At 69.5% G+C, this 17,695-nt stretch carries 17 protein-coding genes and 1 tRNA gene; 12 read left to right on the top strand and 6 right to left on the bottom strand.

Features of this window, described 5'->3' with window-relative positions; translation table 11 throughout:
* Positions 1-8 precede the first annotated feature (8 nt).
* Together ABIC53_RS05810 and ABIC53_RS05805 are read left to right on the top strand one after the other, a co-directional pair.
* Positions 9-2,081 (top strand): PTS fructose transporter subunit IIABC, encoded by a 2,073-nt coding sequence (locus tag ABIC53_RS05810; protein ID WP_354450725.1) that lies wholly within the window; start codon positions 9-11, stop codon positions 2,079-2,081.
* 12 nt (positions 2,082-2,093) lie between these two features.
* The gene (locus ABIC53_RS05805) at positions 2,094-2,363 is read left to right on the top strand and encodes an HPr family phosphocarrier protein (protein ID WP_023951028.1); all 270 of its coding nucleotides are present in this window, start codon (positions 2,094-2,096) and stop codon (positions 2,361-2,363) included.
* A gap of 64 nt (positions 2,364-2,427) precedes the next feature.
* Here ABIC53_RS05805 and ABIC53_RS05800 read toward each other — a convergent pair whose 3' ends face one another.
* Complete coding sequence (locus tag ABIC53_RS05800; RefSeq protein WP_112614436.1) at positions 2,428-3,066, bottom strand: MBL fold metallo-hydrolase; 639 nt, start codon at positions 3,064-3,066, stop codon at positions 2,428-2,430.
* A gap of 121 nt (positions 3,067-3,187) precedes the next feature.
* Between ABIC53_RS05800 and ABIC53_RS05795 the strand changes: the two genes are divergently transcribed.
* Positions 3,188-3,263 (top strand) — tRNA-Glu (locus ABIC53_RS05795).
* A 76-nt stretch (positions 3,264-3,339) separates the two neighbouring features.
* Here the strand turns inward: ABIC53_RS05795 and ABIC53_RS05790 are convergent.
* Complete coding sequence (locus ABIC53_RS05790) at positions 3,340-4,458, bottom strand: DUF4349 domain-containing protein (protein WP_354450722.1); 1,119 nt, start codon at positions 4,456-4,458, stop codon at positions 3,340-3,342.
* Positions 4,455-5,015 (bottom strand): RNA polymerase sigma factor, encoded by a 561-nt coding sequence (locus tag ABIC53_RS05785; protein WP_354450720.1) that lies wholly within the window; start codon positions 5,013-5,015, stop codon positions 4,455-4,457. Before ABIC53_RS05785 ends, ABIC53_RS05790 begins: the two co-directional genes overlap by 4 nt.
* Before the next feature lie 116 nt (positions 5,016-5,131).
* Between ABIC53_RS05785 and ABIC53_RS05780 the strand changes: the two genes are divergently transcribed.
* The 7 genes from ABIC53_RS05780 to ABIC53_RS05750 all read left to right on the top strand — a co-directional run bounded on the left by ABIC53_RS05780 (position 5,132) and on the right by ABIC53_RS05750 (position 12,746).
* Positions 5,132-6,205: a TerC family protein gene (locus ABIC53_RS05780; protein ID WP_112614442.1), complete on the top strand. Its 1,074-nt coding sequence runs from the start codon at positions 5,132-5,134 to the stop codon at positions 6,203-6,205.
* 151 nt (positions 6,206-6,356) lie between these two features.
* The gene (gene leuC, locus ABIC53_RS05775) at positions 6,357-7,805 is read left to right on the top strand and encodes a 3-isopropylmalate dehydratase large subunit (protein ID WP_114589322.1); all 1,449 of its coding nucleotides are present in this window, start codon (positions 6,357-6,359) and stop codon (positions 7,803-7,805) included.
* 2 nt (positions 7,806-7,807) lie between these two features.
* On the top strand, positions 7,808-8,404 hold the full coding sequence (gene leuD / locus ABIC53_RS05770) for a 3-isopropylmalate dehydratase small subunit (protein ID WP_354450717.1): 597 nt from the start codon (positions 7,808-7,810) through the stop codon (positions 8,402-8,404).
* Between the two features lie 71 nt (positions 8,405-8,475).
* Entirely contained in the window at positions 8,476-9,843 is a 1,368-nt protein-coding gene (gene murA / locus ABIC53_RS05765) for a UDP-N-acetylglucosamine 1-carboxyvinyltransferase (RefSeq protein ID WP_112614446.1), read from the top strand.
* 3 nt (positions 9,844-9,846) lie between these two features.
* Positions 9,847-10,611: a lysophospholipid acyltransferase family protein gene (locus ABIC53_RS05760; protein ID WP_112614448.1), complete on the top strand. Its 765-nt coding sequence runs from the start codon at positions 9,847-9,849 to the stop codon at positions 10,609-10,611.
* Positions 10,601-11,737 (top strand): NAD(P)H-dependent glycerol-3-phosphate dehydrogenase, encoded by a 1,137-nt coding sequence (locus ABIC53_RS05755; RefSeq protein WP_114589590.1) that lies wholly within the window; start codon positions 10,601-10,603, stop codon positions 11,735-11,737. The genes ABIC53_RS05760 and ABIC53_RS05755 overlap by 11 nt, the downstream gene beginning before the upstream one ends.
* Positions 11,637-12,746 (top strand): D-alanine--D-alanine ligase family protein, encoded by a 1,110-nt coding sequence (locus tag ABIC53_RS05750; RefSeq protein ID WP_269266427.1) that lies wholly within the window; start codon positions 11,637-11,639, stop codon positions 12,744-12,746. Before ABIC53_RS05755 ends, ABIC53_RS05750 begins: the two co-directional genes overlap by 101 nt.
* On the opposite strand, the gene ABIC53_RS05745 is transcribed toward ABIC53_RS05750, so the two are convergent.
* Positions 12,736-13,248 (bottom strand): DUF3515 family protein, encoded by a 513-nt coding sequence (locus tag ABIC53_RS05745; RefSeq protein ID WP_112614452.1) that lies wholly within the window; start codon positions 13,246-13,248, stop codon positions 12,736-12,738. The genes ABIC53_RS05750 and ABIC53_RS05745 overlap by 11 nt on opposite strands.
* Positions 13,249-13,302: 54 nt before the next feature.
* Between ABIC53_RS05745 and thiL the strand changes: the two genes are divergently transcribed.
* Positions 13,303-14,301 carry a thiamine-phosphate kinase gene (thiL, locus tag ABIC53_RS05740; RefSeq protein WP_274177796.1) on the top strand — a complete coding sequence of 333 codons (999 nt, stop codon included), beginning with the start codon at positions 13,303-13,305 and terminating at the stop codon, positions 14,299-14,301.
* Here thiL and rsmD read toward each other — a convergent pair.
* Entirely contained in the window at positions 14,271-14,867 is a 597-nt protein-coding gene (gene rsmD / locus ABIC53_RS05735; RefSeq protein ID WP_274177797.1) for a 16S rRNA (guanine(966)-N(2))-methyltransferase RsmD, read from the bottom strand. The two genes, thiL and rsmD, sit on opposite strands and share 31 nt — an antisense overlap.
* Entirely contained in the window at positions 14,864-15,478 is a 615-nt protein-coding gene (locus ABIC53_RS05730; RefSeq protein ID WP_274177798.1) for a 1-acyl-sn-glycerol-3-phosphate acyltransferase, read from the bottom strand. Before ABIC53_RS05730 ends, rsmD begins: the two co-directional genes overlap by 4 nt.
* Before the next feature lie 57 nt (positions 15,479-15,535).
* Here ABIC53_RS05730 and ABIC53_RS05725 point away from each other — a divergent pair, with 57 nt between their 5' ends.
* Positions 15,536-17,695: an ATP-dependent DNA helicase RecG gene (locus ABIC53_RS05725; protein WP_274177799.1), complete on the top strand. Its 2,160-nt coding sequence runs from the start codon at positions 15,536-15,538 to the stop codon at positions 17,693-17,695.

Here is a 17,695-nt window from a genome sequence, read left to right as displayed (position 1 = left end):
AGGACACCGTGTCCGACACCATCACCCCGGAGCTCGTCAGCCTCGACGCGCCCCTCGGGACCGACAAGAAAGACGTCATCCGCGCTCTCGCTCGCCTCGTCGCAGCGCAGGGCCGCGCCACGGACGCCGACGCCCTCGCGAATGACGCGATCGCTCGCGAGGAGAAGGATGAGACCGGGCTTCCCGGTGGCATCGCGATCCCTCACGCGAAGAGCGCTGCGGTGACGCAGGCCTCCCTCGCGTTCGCACGGCTGAAGCCGGGCGTGGCCTTCGGGGCACCCGACGGTCCGGCCGACCTCGTCTTCCTCATCGCCGCGCCCGAGAACGCCGCTGAAGAGCACCTCGCGGTGCTGTCGCGTCTCGCCCGCAGCCTGATGCAGGACTCGTTCACGAGCGACCTCCGCGCCGCGGCATCCGCCGACGACGTCGTGCGTACGGTTCGCGCGGCGATCGGCGAGGGCGATGCCGCCCCAGCACCCGCTGCCGCCGCGCCGACGGCCACCTCGGCCGCGCCGGCTGAGGCCACCGCCGGCGACCTGACGATCGACGGCCGTCCCGCCCGCATCGTCGCTGTGACCTCCTGCGCGACGGGCATCGCCCACACCTTCATGGCTGCCGACGCGCTGACCGCCGCAGGGAAGGAAGCCGGGATCGACCTCGTCGTCGAGCCCCAGGGCTCCAGCGGATACCAGGCGCTGCCGGCATCCGTCATCGACAACGCCGACGCCGTGATCTTCGCCACCGACGTCGACGTCCGCGAGATCTCGCGATTCGCCGGCAAGCCGGTCATCCGCTCGGGCGTCAAGCGCGGCATCGAGCAGCCCGCGCAGATGATCCGCGAGGCCGTCGCCGCGGCATCGAACCCGAACGCCGCCCGTGTCAGCGGTGCGGCAGCGGATGCGGGTTCCGGTGCGGGCGCCGCGTCGCAGAATCTGTCATGGGGGGCGAAGATCCAGCGCATCCTGCTCACGGGCGTGAGCTACATGATCCCCTTCGTCGCCGGCGGTGGTCTGCTGATCGCCCTCGGTTTCGCACTCGGCGGCTACGAGGTCACGGCCAACGCGTCGAAGGTCATCATCGACAACGCGCTGTGGAACCTGCCCACGACCGACATCACCTCGCCGTTCGGGCCGCTCGGCCAGTACCTCGGGTCGGTGGCGTTCATGATCGGCTCGACATCCATGGGCTTCCTGGTGGCCGCTCTCGCGGGCTACATCGCCTACGCGATCGCCGACCGTCCGGGCATCGCTCCCGGATTCGTCGCCGGTGCGATCGCCGTCACGATGAGCGCCGGCTTCATCGGCGGCATCATCGGCGGTTTCCTCGCCGGCTTTGTGGCCTGGTGGCTCGGACGCCTCCCCGCGCCGCGCTGGCTGCGTGGTCTGATGCCCGTCGTCATCATCCCGCTGCTCGGTTCGATCGTCGCCTCGGGCCTCATGATCCTGTTCCTGGGCCGCCCCATCGCCGCGCTCATGGCGCTCCTCACCGATGGACTCACGAACCTCACCCAGAGCGGTGCGGGCCTTATCGTCGTGGGCGTGATCCTGGGCCTCATGATGTGCTTCGACCTCGGCGGCCCGATCAACAAGGTCGCCTACGTCTTCGCCACCACCGGCCTCGCGGCGGCCTCGACGGAGAACACAGCCCCGTACCTCATCATGGCCGCTGTCATGACGGCGGGCATGGTGCCGCCGCTGGCTCTTGCCCTCGCGTCGACGGTGCTCGCTCGACCGCTCTTCACGCCGGTCGAGCGTGAGAACGGCAAGGCGGCATGGCTGCTGGGCGCCTCGTTCATCAGTGAAGGCGCGATCCCGTTCGCCGCGGCCGACCCGCTGCGTGTCATCCCGGCCTCGCTCGTCGGCGGGGCGATCACCGGTGCGCTGAGCATGTGGTTCGGCGTCCAGAGCTTCGCTCCGCACGGCGGCGTGTTCGTGCTGTTCGCCATCTCGCCGGTGTGGGGTTTCTTCGTCGCGCTTCTGGCAGGTACCGTCGTTTCTGCGCTATTGCTCGTCGTGCTCAAGAAGTACGTCCGCAAGAGCTCCACCGCCCCGGCCCCGGCCGCGGCGACCGCGACCGTCTGAGGAGACACCACCATGGCAGAACGCACCGCCACCATCGCGAGCAGCTCCGGACTGCACGCCCGCCCCGCGAAGCTCTTCGTGCAGGAGGTGCAGTCGAAGGGCGTTCCCGTCACGATCGCCGTCGAGGGCGGCCCCGACCTGAACGCCGGCAGCATCCTGAGCATCATGGGCCTGGGCGCCTCGCAGGGGTCGGTCGTGACGCTCAAGGCCGAGGGTGAGGGTGCCGAGAAGGCTCTCGACGAACTCGTCGCCTTCCTCGAGATCGACCACGACGCGGCCTGATCCGCGCGGAAACGACGGATGCCGTGGACCTTCGGGTCCACGGCATCCGTCGTTTCCGCGCGGCTCAGATGTCGGTGGAGTCGCCCGGGTCCAGGGCGACGAAGTCGCCGCCGTTCTGCTGGGCCGCCCACGTCAGCCGCTCGCGCCCCATCGCGAGGCCCGCCGGTGAGAGAGTCATGTCGTGGGTCGCGAAGACCCGCTGCGGCTTGACCTCGAGCACGAAGTCCATCGCGTCGCCGATCTTCAGCCAGGGGGCGCCGACGGGCGCCGCCAGAAGCTCCACTTTCGCTCCCTTGGGCACGGCGTACGAGTCGCCGGGGTAGTAGAACGCGTCGTCGACGAGGACGCCGACGTTGTCGATCACGGGGATCGACTCGTGGATGACCGCGTGGCGTCCGCCGAAGAACTCGAGGCTGAACGGGCCCGCTTCGAGCTTGTCGCCGGGGGAGACCTCGCGGATGTCGAACCCCGCGGCCGCGCGCACGACGCCCTCGGGGCCGTAGACGGGGATGTTCGGGAACTGCTCGAGGATCGTCGAGAGGTGCTGCGACGTCCAGTGGTCGGGGTGCTCGTGCGTGACGACGACAGCCACGACGTCATGCAGATCTTCGAGCGGCGAGGTGAAGGTGCCGGGGTCGATGATCAGGGTCTTGCCGTCGCGCTCGAGGCGCAGGCAGGCGTGTTCGTGCTTGGTGACATGCATGCCCTCAGTCAACGCCCGACACGCCCGAGAGGGCAATGGGGGCCTCGATTTTGCCGGATGCGCGAGCCCGTGGCATACTTTAACGGTTGCCTCCGGAGCCCCGGGGAAGACAAAAAAGTACGGCCCCATCGTATAGCGGCCTAGTACGCCGCCCTCTCACGGCGGTAACGCGGGTTCGAATCCCGCTGGGGTCACCACTGCGAAACGCCCATCCGATCGGATGGGCGTTTCGCGTTTCTCGGGAACCGGCCACCGGTCACCGGCCCCGCGAGGTCAGTCGCCGGTAGAGGTCCGTCGCGCTCGGCGCCGGCGCGTCGTCGAGACGACGAGCCAGACCAGCGCAGCGGTGAGGCCGATCACGACGAGCCAGGGCAGCAGGAACCCGAGCGCCACGACGATCCCGTTGAACGTGGCGATGAGCCCGTTCCACCCCGTCGCCAGTCCGTCGCCGAAGCCTGCCGGATCGGCGTCCACCTTCTCGGCCGGCGCCTGCAGGTGCACCGTGAGCGACGACAGGGTGACCTGCGACTCGAGCGCGGTGAGCTGCTGCTGCAGCGAGTCGAGCTCGGCCTGCCGGTCGGCGAGAGCGGACTCCGCCGCGATGAGGTCGGCGACCGACCCGGCTTCGCCCATGAGCTCCGTCAGCCGTTCGACCGATGCCTGCCCGGCGGCCACCCGGGCGCGCAGGTCGGTCGTCTGCGTTGTCACGTCGTCGCGTGAGACCTGCGAGCTCTCGACCTCGCCGACGTCCGCGAGCGCAGCGATGGCCTCCTCGAGGCTCGCTGCGGGAACCCGGACGGACACCCAGGCCGAGCCGACTGAGGCAGGCCAGACCGCGCGGTCATCCGCGTACGGCAACGCGCCCGCCGCCGTGCCCCCGAGACTCATCGACTCGACATAGCCGCCCGCGGCGACGGCGGCCGCGGCGATCGATTCCGCCGCGTCACGGGGATCGTCGGCGATCACTGTCGCGGATGCCGTGGCGATGACGTCGCGCCCGGCGGGGGAGTCGGACACGGCGCCGGAGGCCGACCCCTCATCGGTCGACCCGTCCAACGCGAACGGCTCGGGCTGCGCCGCCGAGTCGCCGGCGTCTCGCGACACTTCGCCGTTCTCCGTCGTGCCGAAGAACCCCTCCGGGGCGGTGGCGGGCGCGACGGAGGATGCCCCGCCGCTGCTGCTCGTCAGCTGCGGCGCGATGGCCGCGGCCACGACGATCACGGCTGCCGCGGCGCCGGACGCGCCCCACCAGGCCCGCCGCCGTCGCGTCCGCTGCGCGGCGGCCCGGTCAGCCGAGGCGCGGCGTTCGGCCCGCTCGCGCGAGATGTCCGCGAACAGAGCCTCTTCGATCGCATCGATACGGCTGTCATCCAGGGCGGGTAGATCGTTCATGACTGCTCCGGTTCAACGCTCGAGCGGACGAATGTGCGGATGCGGGAGAGCCGGTTCCGGACCGTCCCGTGGCTGACGCCGAGCTGGTCGGCTGCTGCTTGATACGCGAACCCCTCCGCGGCGCAGAGCCGGAAGATGTCCTGGTCGAGGGGGCTCAGCGAGCCGACGGCCGCGAGGATGCGTTCGACGAGATCGCTCCGCACGACCTGCCGCTCGACGTCCACCGTGTCGGCGACCTCGGCGGCGTCCTCATCCGTCGTGTGGCGTCGTTCCCGTTGCCGTCGGCGGATGCGGTTCGCGCTCTGGAACCGGCAGATGGTGACGAGCCACGGCAGCAGCGACTCGCCCGCCAGCTCGAGGTCGGGGAGTTTGCGCCAGGCCACCAGGAACGTCTCCTGCGTGACGTCCTCGGCTTCGAGGCGATCGCCCAGCAGGCCATGCGCGAGCCAGTACACCGGCCGCACGTAGGCGCGATAGAGCGTACGGAAGGCGTGCTCACTTCCGGATGCCGCCGCTTCGACGAGCTCGGCATCACCGCGTGTGATCGTGTCGACCATGCGTCTGAGTTCCTTCCCTCATCCCATCAGTGTCGCGTCGTCGCGAACCGTCTCACACCCGGGCCGCGGGGGAGCCGGGGTGTAGTCTCGGGAGGCTTCCTCCCCGAAAGGCTCGCATGGACCTCCCCGTGCCGTTCCAGATCGTCGCGCTCGTCGTCCTGGTGCTCGTGCTCGTCGCCGATCTGCTCATCATCGTCAAGCGGCCCCACATCCCGTCGCCGAAGGAGTCGACGCTGTGGGTGCTGTTCTACGTCTCCCTGGCGCTGGTGTTCGCCGGCATTCTCTGGGCCGTCGCAGACGTCGAGCACGCCGGGCAGTTCGTCGCCGGATGGCTGACCGAATACAGCCTCTCCATCGACAACCTCTTCGTGTTCGTCCTGATCATGAGCCAGTTCTCGGTTCCGCGCCGGTATCAGCAGAAGGTGCTGATGGTGGGCATCATCATCGCGCTGGTGCTTCGAGGTCTCTTCATCCTCGCGGGGGCGGCGATCATCGAGCAGTTCAGCTGGGTGTTCTACATCTTCGGTGCCTTCCTCATCTACACGGCGATCAAGCAGGCGCTGCCCGAGGGCGACCACGACGACGACGTGAAGAAGGAGAACTTCCTCGTCCGCATCATCCGTCGCACGGTGGACATCTCCGACGAGTACGACGGCCCCAAGGTCCGGACCGTCGTGAACGGCAAGCGGATGTTCACCCCGATGATCATCGTCTTCGTGGCGATCGGCGTCACCGATCTGCTGTTCGCCCTCGACTCGATCCCAGCGATCTTCGGCATCACGCAGGACCCGTTCCTGGTGTTCACCGCGAACATCTTCGCGCTGATGGGGCTGCGCCAGCTCTACTTCCTGCTGGGCGATCTGCTCGACCGGCTCAAGTACCTGCACTACGGCATCGCGTTCATCCTCGCGTTCATCGGCGTGAAGCTGATTCTCCACGCGATGCACGAGAACGAGCTCGCGTTCATCAACGGCGGCGACGGGATCGCCTGGGCGCCGGAGATCTCGACGTGGGTGTCGCTCGGCGTCATCATCGGCGCCATGCTCGTTGCGACCGTCGCCAGTCTGATCGCCGCGCGGCATGACCGGGACGCGGCCGGCCCGACCCAGGCTGCGGCCGCCGTCGCCGACGAGCAGGGCACGCCCCCCACGGTCGAGCAGCCGCACCCTCGCGACGACGAGCGCTCGTGACCGGACGCCGCCGCGGCGCCCGGTGGTATTCTGACCGCATGCGGATCGCTCGCCTTCTCCTTAGCGGCCGCGGCGAGGTCTCGTTCTGAGCCCCTCCTCGCCGCGGAGTCCGTCGTGGGCTTGATCCCGGTTCGCAAGGAGAACGAAACCCATGAGCATTCCCACCCCTCCCGAGCGCCCGCGCACCCTCGCCGAAAAGGTCTGGGACGACCACCTCGTCGTCAAGGGTGAAGACGGTCAGCCCGACCTGATCTACATCGACCTGCACCTCGTGCACGAGGTCACGAGCCCGCAGGCCTTCGACGGTCTGCGTGCCGAGGGGCGTCCGCTGCGGCGCCTCGACCTGACGATCGCGACCGAGGATCACAACACCCCGACGCTCGACATCGACAAGCCGATCGCGGACCTCACGAGCCGAACGCAGATCGAGACCCTTCGGCGCAACGCCGAGGAGTTCGGCGTCCGCCTCCACTCGCTCGGCGACGCGGAGCAGGGCATCGTCCATGTCGTCGGACCCCAGCTCGGCCTCACGATGCCGGGCATCACGGTCGTGTGCGGCGACAGCCACACCTCGACGCACGGTGCGTTCGGCGCGATGGCGTTCGGCATCGGCACGAGCGAGGTCGAGCACGTCATGGCGACGCAGACCCTCCCGCTGAAGCCGTTCAAGACGATGGCGATCACCGTCGAGGGCGAGCTGAAGGAAGGCGTGACGGCGAAGGACATCATCCTCGCCGTGATCGCGAAGATCGGCACCAACGGCGGCCAGGGCTACGTGCTCGAGTACCGCGGCAGCGCCATCCGCGCCCTCTCCATGGAGGGGCGCATGACCATGTGCAACATGTCGATCGAGGCGGGTGCCCGCGCAGGCATGGTGGCCCCCGACGAGATCACCTTCGAATACGTGAAGGGCCGCCCGCACGCGCCGACCGGGCAGGACTGGGATGACGCCGTCGCTTACTGGCGCACGCTTCCCAGCGACGAGGGCGCCGTCTACGACGCCGAGATCTTCATCGATGCGGCCGAGCTCGAGCCGTTCGTCACGTGGGGAACCAACCCCGGCCAGGGCGTCTCGCTCAGTGCGACGGTTCCCTCGCCCGACGACTTCAGCGACCCGAACGAGAAGGCGGCGGCCGAACGCGCGCTCGAGTACATGGACCTGCAGCCGGGTACTCCGCTCAAGGAGATCCCGGTCGACGCCGTCTTCATGGGTTCGTGCACCAACAGCCGCATCGAAGACTTGCGCGCGTTCGCGTCGATCATCGAGGGGCGCACGAAGGCTGACGGAGTCCGCGTGATGGTCGTTCCGGGCTCCGCCCGGGTTCGGCTCGAGGCGGAGGCCGAGGGGCTCGACAGGGTCTTCACGGAGTTCGGCGCCGAGTGGCGCTTCGCCGGCTGCTCGATGTGCTTGGGCATGAATCCCGACCAGCTCGCTCCGGGCGAGCGCTGCGCGTCGACCAGCAACCGCAACTTCGAGGGACGCCAGGGCAAGGGCGGCCGTACGCACCTGGTGTCGCCGCTCGTGGCCGCCGCCACCGCTGTGCTCGGGCGCCTCGCATCGCCGAGCGATCTGCCCGCACGCGAGAAGGTCGAGGCCTGAAAATGGAGAAGTTCGAGACCCACACCGGTGTCGTCGCACCGCTCAAGCGCTCCGCCGTCGATACCGACCAGATCATCCCGGCCGTCTACCTGAAGCGCGTCACCAAGACCGGCTTCGAGGACGCGCTCTTCGCCAACTGGCGTCAGGACCCCGAGTTTGTGCTGAACCAGCCCGCTTACGCGGGGGCGTCGATCCTCGTCGCCGGGCCCGACTTCGGTACCGGATCAAGCCGTGAGCATGCCGTGTGGGCGCTGCGCGACTTCGGATTCCGCGTCGTGCTGGCACCCAAGTTCGCCGACATCTTCCGCGGCAACGCGGGCAAGCAGGGCCTCCTCGCCGGTGTCATCTCGGAGTCGGATCGCGAGGCGATCTGGGCTGCCGTGGATGCGCAGCCGGGGGTGCGGATGACGGTCGATCTCGAGGCACGCGTCGCTGCTCTCGGCGACCTCCGAGTCCCGTTCGAGATCGACGATTACACTCGTTGGAGGCTCCTCGAAGGACTCGACGACATCGGGCTCACGCTGCGCAATGAAGAGGCGATCGCGCAGTTCGAGGCGCGCCGTGAGGCGTGGCGACCCCGGACACTCCCCGTCGCGTAGCCCCGGGTCACGCCCTGAACCGTGGGGCGAAGATCCGCCCCGCCCTCGATCACCAAGTGAGGAAGTCCTGCATGAGCACTCCGCCGAGTGAGCCGTCCGCATCGGAGAACGGCAACCGTCGCGAAGACGGCGAGATCCTCGAGATCCGGGGCGGGCGGCCCCTCGTCGGACGTGTCGACGTCAAGGGAGCCAAGAACTTCGCGACGAAGGCCATGGTCGCCTCGCTGCTCGGCGAGACCGAGAGCGTCCTGCGCGACGTTCCCGACATCAGCGATGTGGCAGTGGTCCGGTCCCTTCTCGAGGTGCACGGCGTGACGGTCGCCGATGACGGCGAGGGCACGTACCGGCTCGACCCGAGCGGCGCCGAATCGGCAGGCTTCGAGGAGATCGACGCGCACGCCGGCGCCTCGCGCATCCCGATCCTCTTCTGTGGGCCGCTCCTGCACCTGCTCGGCCAGGCGTTCATCCCCGACCTCGGCGGATGCCGAATCGGGGACCGCCCCATCGACTTCCATCTCGACGCGCTCCGCAAGTTCGGCGCGATCGTCGACAAGCAGCCCAACGGCATCCGTCTTTCGGCGCCCGAGGGACTTCACGGTGCGGACATCGAGCTGCCCTACCCGAGCGTCGGCGCCACCGAGCAGGTGCTGCTGACTGCGGTGCGAGCCAAGGGCACGACGGAGCTGCGTAACGCCGCCATCGAACCCGAGATCATGGACCTGATCGCCGTGCTGCAGAAGATGGGCGCGATCATCTCCTACGAGCCGAATCGCGTGATCTTCATCGAGGGCGTCGACAAGCTCCGCGGGTACGACCACCGGTCGATCTTCGATCGCAACGAAGCAGCCTCATGGGCGTGCGCCGCCCTGGCGACCGACGGCGACATCTTCGTCGGCGGTGCGAAGCAGCAGGAGATGCTCACCTTCCTCAACGTCTTCCGCAAGGCCGGAGGCGACTTCGACATCCAGGAGGACGGCATCCGCTTCCGTCGCGACGGCGCGCTGCGTCCCGTCTCGGTCGAGACCGATGTCCACCCCGGATTCATGACCGACTGGCAGCAGCCGCTCATCGTCGCCCTGACGCAGGCCGAAGGCGTCTCGACCGTGCATGAGACGGTCTACGAGAACCGTCTCGGCTTCACTCAGGCGCTGAACAAGATGGGCGCGCAGATCGTGGTGCACCCCGAGGGCATCGCGAGCCCGGACCGTCGCGTCCCGCGTCGCGCCCTCGAGCAGGCCGCGGTCATCACGGGCCCGACGCCGCTGCACGGTGCGGATGTCGTCGTGCCCGACCTGCGCGGCGGATACAGCTACGTCATCGCGGCTCTCGCGGCCGAGGGAACGTCGGTCGTCCGCAACGTCGGGATCATCCGCCGGGGCTACGAGAAGTTCTTCGACAAGCTCGAGGCGCTCGGCGCCGACTTCGACATCATCGGCTGACGCGTGTCGCACAACCGCCGTCGCGCGTCCGCGGAGAAGACGAAGCCGACCCCGTTCTGGTTGGCCGCGGCCCTCGTCGTGCCCGCGGTCGGTCTGCTGGCCCGGATCGAGATCGAGGGCGGGGAGCATCTCCCGGAGGAGGGCCCGTACGTCCTCGCGCCCAATCACTACAGCGAGTTCGACCCGATCGTCATCGCCGTGGCGACCTGGCGCCTGGGCCGGGCGCCGCGATTCATGGCGAAGGAGAGCCTCTTCCGCGTGCCCGTCGTGGGTGCGGTGCTGAAGGGCCTCGGCATGATCCCCGTCTCGCGGACGACGTCGGCCTCGGCGGCGGGCCAGGCGATCTCGCAGGCCGCCGAGCTCGTGGCCGACGGTCGCGGCGTGATCGTGTATCCCGAGGGTTCGCTGACGCGCGAGCCCGACCTGTGGCCGATGCGAGGGAAGTCGGGTGCCGTCCGGGTCGCGGCGGCCGGCGACATCCCGATCATCCCGGTCGCCACGTGGGGCGTTCAGTCGATCCTCCCGCGTTACGGGAAGTTCAGCGCCTGGCCGCTGCGCAAGCGCATCCGCGTGCGCTTCGGTCCGCGCGTCGAGCTTCCTTTCGAACCGGGCGTGACTCCGTCGCCGACGCAGCTGGTGGCGGGAACGGACGCCGTGATGGCCCGCATCTCGGGGCTGCTCGGCGAGCTTCGCGGCGAGACCCCGCCCGCCGAGCGCTGGAACCCGGGACAGCACGGCCAGAAGGAGACGGGTCGCCTTGAGCCGTAAGACCGAGACCTCCGGACCCCGGGTCACCGTCATCGGTTCGGGTAGCTGGGGAACCACGTTCGGCAAGGTACTCGCCGACGGCGGCGCCCAGGTCACGATGTGGGCGCGCCGTGCCGAGCTCGCGCATGAGATTCGCGAAGGCAAGCGCAACAGCCGGTATCTGCCGGGCATCAACCTCCCGCGTTCGATGACGGCCACCCACCATCTCTCGGAGGCGCTGCAGGGCGCTGAGCAGGTGTACCTCGCCGTGTCGAGTCAGGCGCTGCGTGAGAACCTCACGGCCATCCGGCCCCTCATCGCCGGCGGGACGATGCCCGTCGTCTCCCTCATGAAGGGCGTCGAGAAGCGCACAGGCCTGCGAATGAGTCAGGTGATCGAGCAGGGGCTCGACTGCGACCCGAACCGCATCGCGGTCGCATCCGGACCGAATCTCGCCCTCGAGATCGCACGCGAACAGCCGACGGCCGCCGTGATCGCGTCTGCGAGCCAGGAGACGGCTGAGGCGGTCGCGCTGCGCGCACGCAATTCCTACTTCCGCACGTTCGTGAACACCGACGTGATCGGCACCGAGTTCGGCGGTGTGCTGAAGAACCTGATCGCCGTCGCGATCGGCATCGTCGACGGCGTCGGGTACGGCGAGAACACGAAGGCGTCCATCATCACGCGCGGTCTCGTCGAGATGACGGACTTCGCCGTGGCGCAGGGGGCTCACCCCGAAACCCTCCAGGGACTCGCGGGCCTCGGCGACCTCATCGCGACGTGCCAGTCGCCCTTGAGCCGCAACAACACGGCGGGGCGCCTGCTGGGGCAGGGCTACTCGTTCCAGGACGTCGTGAAGCAGATGGACCAGACCGCCGAAGGCCTGGCCTCGGTCGCGCCCGTCCTGACACTGGCGCGCGCGGCGGGAGTGCAGATGCCGATCGTCGAGCAGGTCAAGATGGTCCTCGACGGCACCATGAACCCGCGCGACATCGCGCCCCACCTGACCACCGACGACGACAAGCCGACCGGCGAGAGGACCCCCCATGGCGACGACAACAGTAGCGGTGCTCTTCGGCGGGCGTTCCAGCGAGCACTCGATCAGTTCCGCAACGGCGGCCGGGGTCCTGCGCGCGATCGATCGTGAGCGCTACCGCGTGATCCCCGTCGGGATCACGCGCGAGGGTGCGTTCGTCCTGGAGGACGACGACGCCGACAAGTTCGCGCTGAACCCGGAACGGATGCCGGAGGTCGTCGACAACGGCACGCGCATCCTGTGGCCCGAGCCCGGCGGCCGGCGAGAGCTCCGGGTGCGCCGCGACGACGGCTCCGTCGAGGCGCTCGGCGAGATCGACGTCGTGCTGCCGATCCTGCATGGTCCGCACGGCGAGGACGGCACGATCCAGGGGTTCTTCGACACGCTGCAGCTGCCCTACGCCGGCGGCGGGGTCTTCGACTCCGCCCTGTGCATGGACAAGCACTTCATGAAGATCGTGCTGCAGGCTGCCGGCATCCCCGTCGCTCCCTGGGTCACCGTCGAAGAGACTCGGTGGCGTCGAGACCCCGACGGTGTTCGTGTGGATGCCGCAGGCCTCGGCTTTCCGAGCTTCGTCAAGCCGGCGCGCGCCGGATCGAGCGTCGGGGTGTCGAAGGTCCACGAGGCCGCCGAGCTCGACGCGGCCCTCGAGCTGGCGTTCGCGGAAGACGGCAAGGTGCTGATCGAGCCGGCGATCGTCGGCCGCGAGGTCGAGGTCGCGGTTCTGGAGGGGCGCGGCGAAGACTCCGCCCGAGCGTCACTGCCGGGGGAGATCGTGCTCACAACGCGCGAGTTCTACGACTTCGAGGGCAAGTACCTCGGCGGTGACGGCGCGGAGGTCGTCTGTCCGGCCGATGTGACGGCTGACGAGATCGAGGCGCTCCAGAACATGGCGGTCGCCGCATTCACCGCCGTCGACGGCCGCGGGCTCGCGCGCGTCGACTTCTTCCAGACGGCCGATGGCCTGTATGTCAACGAGCTCAACACGATGCCGGGCTTCACGCCCATCTCGATGTTCCCGAAGTGCTGGATCGCCTCCGGCCTCAGCTACAGCGACCTCATCGCCGAGCTGATCGAGGTCGCGCTCTCCCGGCCCGTCGGGCGCGCCGTCAGGGACTGACGGGCGAGGGGACGGGGGTCGCCTCCGCGCGGTCGACGCATGCACCCCCGTCGCTGGGCAGCCGCGACACGACCCGTGACAGTTCGTCGAGGACCTCTCGACTCGATACGCCCTGCACCTCGGCCGAGGTCTCGGTGTTGAAGTAGAGCTCGACCGCAGGCTTTCGCCCGTACGTGACGACACGGAAGCGCGGCGCTTCCGATTCGTCGATGACCCAGTCGACGCCGGCGACCGATTCGCAGCGAAGCGTCGTGGGCCCGGGAGAGGCGACACCGCACGAGAAGATGATGGTCGCCGGATCGCCCCACGCGGCCGTTGCCTGGCTGTCCGTCCAGCGGCGCTCTGCGCCGGCGACCTGCTGCGGAAGCCGAACCATCAGGTCTGCGCATTCGGGAGCATTCGCCTCCGGGGCCGCGGGGACGTTGACGGTCCCGGCGCAGCCGGCGAGGGCGAGAGTCACCGAGGCCAGGACGAGTGCGGGAATCGTACGGCGGAGCGGCATCCCTCCAGGGTACTGGGCCGTGAGGGGCCACGACCGCCGGGGTAGCGTGGGACCATGCCCGACGTCGATCCCGCCACCCCCGTCGGCTCCCTGTCGGAAGAGGCTGTGCTCGCGCACATCCTCCAGCGCTTAGGCCCGGGCCAGGCGCTCGTCGGGCCGGGCGACGATGCCGCGGTGCTGCGGCTCGCCGATGCACGCGTCGTGGTGACCACCGACACGTTGATCCACGGTCCGGATTTCCGGCTGGCCTGGTCGTCGGGGCGAGACCTCGGCGCGAAGGCTGCGGCCGTCAACCTCGCGGACGTCGCCGCGATGGGTGCCCGACCCGTCGCCCTGTTCGTCGCTCTCGCCATGCCGCCCGAGACGAGCATCGGGTTCGTCGGCGAACTCGCCTCCGGGCTTCGAGAGGCGTGCGACGAGCTCGCCCCGGGATGCCGGGTCGAGGGAGGCGATCTCACGAGCTCCGATACGCTCACGATCGCCGTCACCGCGGTCGGCGAGCTCGACCCGGGCCGGGCTCCGGTGCTGCGCTCCGGGGCACGCCCCGGTGACATCGTGGCGATCTGCGGCGATGTCGGTCTCGCTGCCGCGGGTCTCGACATCCTGTTCGATCGGTTCCGAGATGAGCGGGGTGCGGCAATCGCCGTCGATGACGCTGCGCTGAGCCCGTCCGAGCGCGTCGCGGTGCGGGGGCAGCTCCGCCCGCGTCCACCGATCGGGTCCGGCACAGCTGCGGCGCGAGCAGGCGCGACCGCGATGATGGACGTGTCCGACGGCCTGGTGCGTGATGCTCGTCGTCTCGGCCAGGCCTCGAGCGTGACGATCGATCTCGAGCGGAGCAGGCTCGGCCCGGACAGCGATCGCGCGCTTCGCGGCGGCGAGGATCATGCGCTCCTCGCGACCTTCGCCGCCGGGACGGTGCTTCCCGCGGGCTTCCGTCGCATCGGCTCGGTGAAGCAGGCCGGCCTCGACCCGCTCACCGTGGACGGTAGGCCGGAACGTTCGGCCGGCGGATGGGACCCTTACCGCGACTGGGACGGCGCGGGCGGCTGACCACCGTTGTCCGCGCGTTCGTACCACCACAGTGCGGTATCGCCGTAACGCTTGCTGCGCAGCGGTTCGAGCTGCGCCGGAACGCGCGGCTCGGGGGAGCGGCTCGCGCGTTCCACGATGACGACCGCCCCTGGCGCGGTGACGTCGGCCAGCAGTGCGAGAGTGATCGCGAGCGCGTCGTCGTCGAGGTCGTAAGGCGGGTCGATGAACACGAGGTCGAAGGGCCCGGATGCCGACTGCAGAAACGCGTCGGCGCTGCTGCGATGGACCCGGACCGCCGACGAGCCGACGGCCCGAGCGACGGTTCGCGCGTTGCGGTCGGTCACCGCGGCCGCCGACGCCGACTTCTCGACGAGGTCGACGGACGCCGCGCCCCGACTGACGGCCTCGAGACCGAGGGCACCCGAACCGGCGTAGAGGTCGAGCACGCGCGCGCCGTCGAGGACGCCCGAGGCATCGAGCCCCCCGAAGAGCGACTCGCGGACCCGGTCGCTCGTCGGTCGGGTGCCGCGATCGGGAACCCGCAGCACGAGCGATCCGGCGGCGCCGGCGATGATGCGTGTCATGACGGGCCCGCCGTATGTTCCGCGGCCTCGTCGCCGGCGTGGCCGCCGTTCTCGTCGCGGAGGCGCGGCTCGCTACGCAGCTCGGGGCGGAACCCCGCCTTGTCGGCGTAGAACTCGCGGATGACGGCCATGTCGGCGGCGACGTCGCCCGTGAGCTCGATGGTCGGCCCGAGGCCGGTGGTCATGGTGGTGCGGTCGACGTACCCGAGCGTCACCGGCAGGCCCGAGGCGCGGGCGATGCGGTAGAACCCCGACTTCCAGCCGGTACGGGAGGTGCGGGTCCCGTCCGGGGTGATGACCAGACCGAACACCTCGCCCGCCGCGATCTGCGTGAGGACATCGTCGACGACGCGCGAGGGGTCGTCCCGGTCGACGGGGATGCCGCCGAGGCGACGCATCGGACCGCTCCGCCAGCCGCGGAAGAGACTCTTCTTGCCCAGCCACCGGACCGGGATCTGCAGACGCCACGCGATCGCGAGCATGAGCACAAAATCCCAGTTGGAGGTGTGCGGCGCACCGATGAGGATGGTGGGTCGTGTGGGTGCGGGCGTGCTGACGAGGCGCCAGCGGCTGAACGTCCAGAAGATGCGGGCGATCGCGCGTCGGAGCATGCTCTTACCGTAAAGCCTGGCGGCAGCGTGTCCGACCTCCTGCCTAGACTCGACTCCATGCCGCAGGTCGACCTGGATACCCCGCTGCCGCAGGCCGTGGGCGAGAAGGTCGCCGCGACGCTCTCGCGTGCGTTCGCGATGTCGACGGTCGGTGACCTCCTCGCGCACTACCCGCGTCGCTACGCCCGCCGCGGCGAGCTGACCCCGATCTCGTCGCTGCCCGTGGGGGAGATGGCGACGATCGTCGCCGAGGTGAAATCGGTTTCGGAGCGTCCGATGCGTCAGCGCCGAGGGTCGCTCATCGAGGTCGTGATCAGCGATGGCGTCGGCGAAGCGACGCTGACGTTCTTCGGACAGAAGTGGCGTCTCCAAGAGCTCCGGGTCGGGCGACAGGGCATCTTCTCGGGCAAGGTCGGGGTGTTCAAGGGAAAGCAGCAGTTCGCCCACCCCGACTACGAGCTCTTCGACGACGAGGTCGAGGCGCGCGTGACGGCGGTCGCGCGAAGCCTCGAACCGATCCCCATCTACTCGGCCACCAGCACCATCACGAGCTGGCAGCTGCGCAAGATCATCGCCGACGTCATCGCGCGGCTCGGTGACGTGGCCGATCCGCTGCCCGACGAGCTGCGTGAACGGCGTCAGCTCCTCGATGCCCGGACGGCGCTCGTTCAGGTGCACACCCCGACCGTCCCCGAGCACGTGCGTCCGGGGTTCGAGACCCTCCGCATGCACGAGGCCTTCGTCCTTCAGGCAGCGCTCCTGCAGCACCGCATCCAGGTGCGGCGACTCGCCGCCACTGCCCGACCGGCGGGACACCTTCTCGAGCAGTTCGACGCCGCCCTGCCCTTCGAGCGCACCCCCGATCAGATCGCCGTCGGCGACGTGATCGCCGACGATCTCGTGAACGAGTGGCCGATGAACCGGCTGGTGCAGGGCGAGGTGGGTTCGGGTAAGACGCTCGTGGCTCTTCGCGCCATGCTGCAGGTTGCGCAGTCCGGCGGGCAGGCGGCACTCATCGCTCCGACGGAGGTCCTCGCGGCGCAGCACGTGCGATCCATCGCGAAGATGCTGGGGCCGCGGCTCGCCCCCGAGCTGATGCCCACTCTGCTCACGGGGGCGCAGCCGGCCGCTGAACGGCGCAAGGCCGCTCTGCGGGCAGCATCCGGCCAGGCACGGATCGTGGTGGGCACCCACGCGCTGCTGAGTGCGTCGACGACGTTCGCCGACCTCGGCCTGGTCGTCGTCGACGAGCAGCACCGATTCGGCGTCGAGCAGCGCGAGGCGCTCCGCGCGAAGGGCACCTCGCCCCACGTGCTCGTGCTGACGGCGACGCCGATCCCGCGCACCGTGGCGATGACCGTTTTCGGAGACCTCGACGTGTCGACGATCCGCACGATGCCGACCGGGCGCGCGGGCATCTCCACCTTCGTCGCGCCTCTGGCCGAGAAGCCGGGCTGGTTCGGCCGGGTGTGGGAGCGCGTGGCCGAAGAGGTCGCTCAGGGCCGACAGGCCTTCGTCGTGTGTGCGGCGATCGACGCCGAGAAGGCCGTGGTCGACGACACCGACGACGCGGGCATGCTCGAAGACGGCACGCGGACGCGGACTCGCTGGGGAGTCGTTCAGGCCACCGCGATGCTCGCACAGCATCCGTCGTTCGCCGACCTCACCGTCGCGACGCTGCACGGCAAGATGCCCGCAGACGAGAAGGATGCCGTCATGCAGGCGTTCGCCCGCGGTGAGATCGACGTGCTCGTGGCCACGACAGTCGTCGAGGTCGGCGTCGATGTGCCGAACGCCTCGACCATGGTGATCCTCGAGGCTGAGCGATTCGGAGTGTCGCAGCTTCACCAGCTGCGCGGCCGCGTCGGCCGGGGCAGCGTGCCCGGGCTGTGCCTGCTGGTCACCGAGGCAGACCCCGATACGGCGGCGCGGTCACGGGTCGAGGCCGTCGCGGCCACGACCGACGGCTTCTCCCTCGCAGAGGTCGACCTCGAGCTGCGGGGCGAGGGAGACGTCCTCGGCGATGCTCAGTCAGGTGCGCGGTCATCGCTTCGTCTGCTGCGAGTCGTCGCGGATGCCGACCTGATCGCGCAGGCGCGCGACGAAGCCGCATCCGTGCTGCAGAACGACCCCGATCTGTCGGAGCATCCCGGGCTCGCCGCAGCCATCGCGCGGCGCCTGGGCGAGGACGAGCGCGGCGCGCTCCACAGGAACTAG

This window comes from Microbacterium sp. 1262 (assembly GCF_040544895.1).
GTDB classification, from domain to species: domain Bacteria; phylum Actinomycetota; class Actinomycetes; order Actinomycetales; family Microbacteriaceae; genus Microbacterium; species Microbacterium plantarum.
Note: the sequence above shows the minus strand (reverse complement) of the source record. Positions and strands in the feature narration are given on the sequence as shown.

Coding starts and splice junctions, on each gene's coding strand:
- rsmD (WP_274177797.1), bottom strand. CDS start 14,867: ATGACACGCATCATCGCCGGCGCCGCCGGATCGCTCGTGCTGCGGGTT.
- ABIC53_RS05785 (WP_354450720.1), bottom strand. CDS start 5,015: ATGGTCGACACGATCACACGCGGTGATGCCGAGCTCGTCGAAGCGGCG.
- ABIC53_RS05745 (WP_112614452.1), bottom strand. CDS start 13,248: ATGCCGCTCCGCCGTACGATTCCCGCACTCGTCCTGGCCTCGGTGACT.
- ABIC53_RS05805 (WP_023951028.1), top strand. CDS start 2,094: ATGGCAGAACGCACCGCCACCATCGCGAGCAGCTCCGGACTGCACGCC.
- ABIC53_RS05730 (WP_274177798.1), bottom strand. CDS start 15,478: ATGCTCCGACGCGCGATCGCCCGCATCTTCTGGACGTTCAGCCGCTGG.
- ABIC53_RS05750 (WP_269266427.1), top strand. CDS start 11,637: ATGGCGACGACAACAGTAGCGGTGCTCTTCGGCGGGCGTTCCAGCGAG.
- ABIC53_RS05780 (WP_112614442.1), top strand. CDS start 5,132: ATGGACCTCCCCGTGCCGTTCCAGATCGTCGCGCTCGTCGTCCTGGTG.
- ABIC53_RS05800 (WP_112614436.1), bottom strand. CDS start 3,066: ATGCATGTCACCAAGCACGAACACGCCTGCCTGCGCCTCGAGCGCGAC.
- ABIC53_RS05790 (WP_354450722.1), bottom strand. CDS start 4,458: ATGAACGATCTACCCGCCCTGGATGACAGCCGTATCGATGCGATCGAA.
- leuC (WP_114589322.1), top strand. CDS start 6,357: ATGAGCATTCCCACCCCTCCCGAGCGCCCGCGCACCCTCGCCGAAAAG.
- ABIC53_RS05725 (WP_274177799.1), top strand. CDS start 15,536: ATGCCGCAGGTCGACCTGGATACCCCGCTGCCGCAGGCCGTGGGCGAG.
- murA (WP_112614446.1), top strand. CDS start 8,476: ATGAGCACTCCGCCGAGTGAGCCGTCCGCATCGGAGAACGGCAACCGT.
- leuD (WP_354450717.1), top strand. CDS start 7,808: ATGGAGAAGTTCGAGACCCACACCGGTGTCGTCGCACCGCTCAAGCGC.
- thiL (WP_274177796.1), top strand. CDS start 13,303: ATGCCCGACGTCGATCCCGCCACCCCCGTCGGCTCCCTGTCGGAAGAG.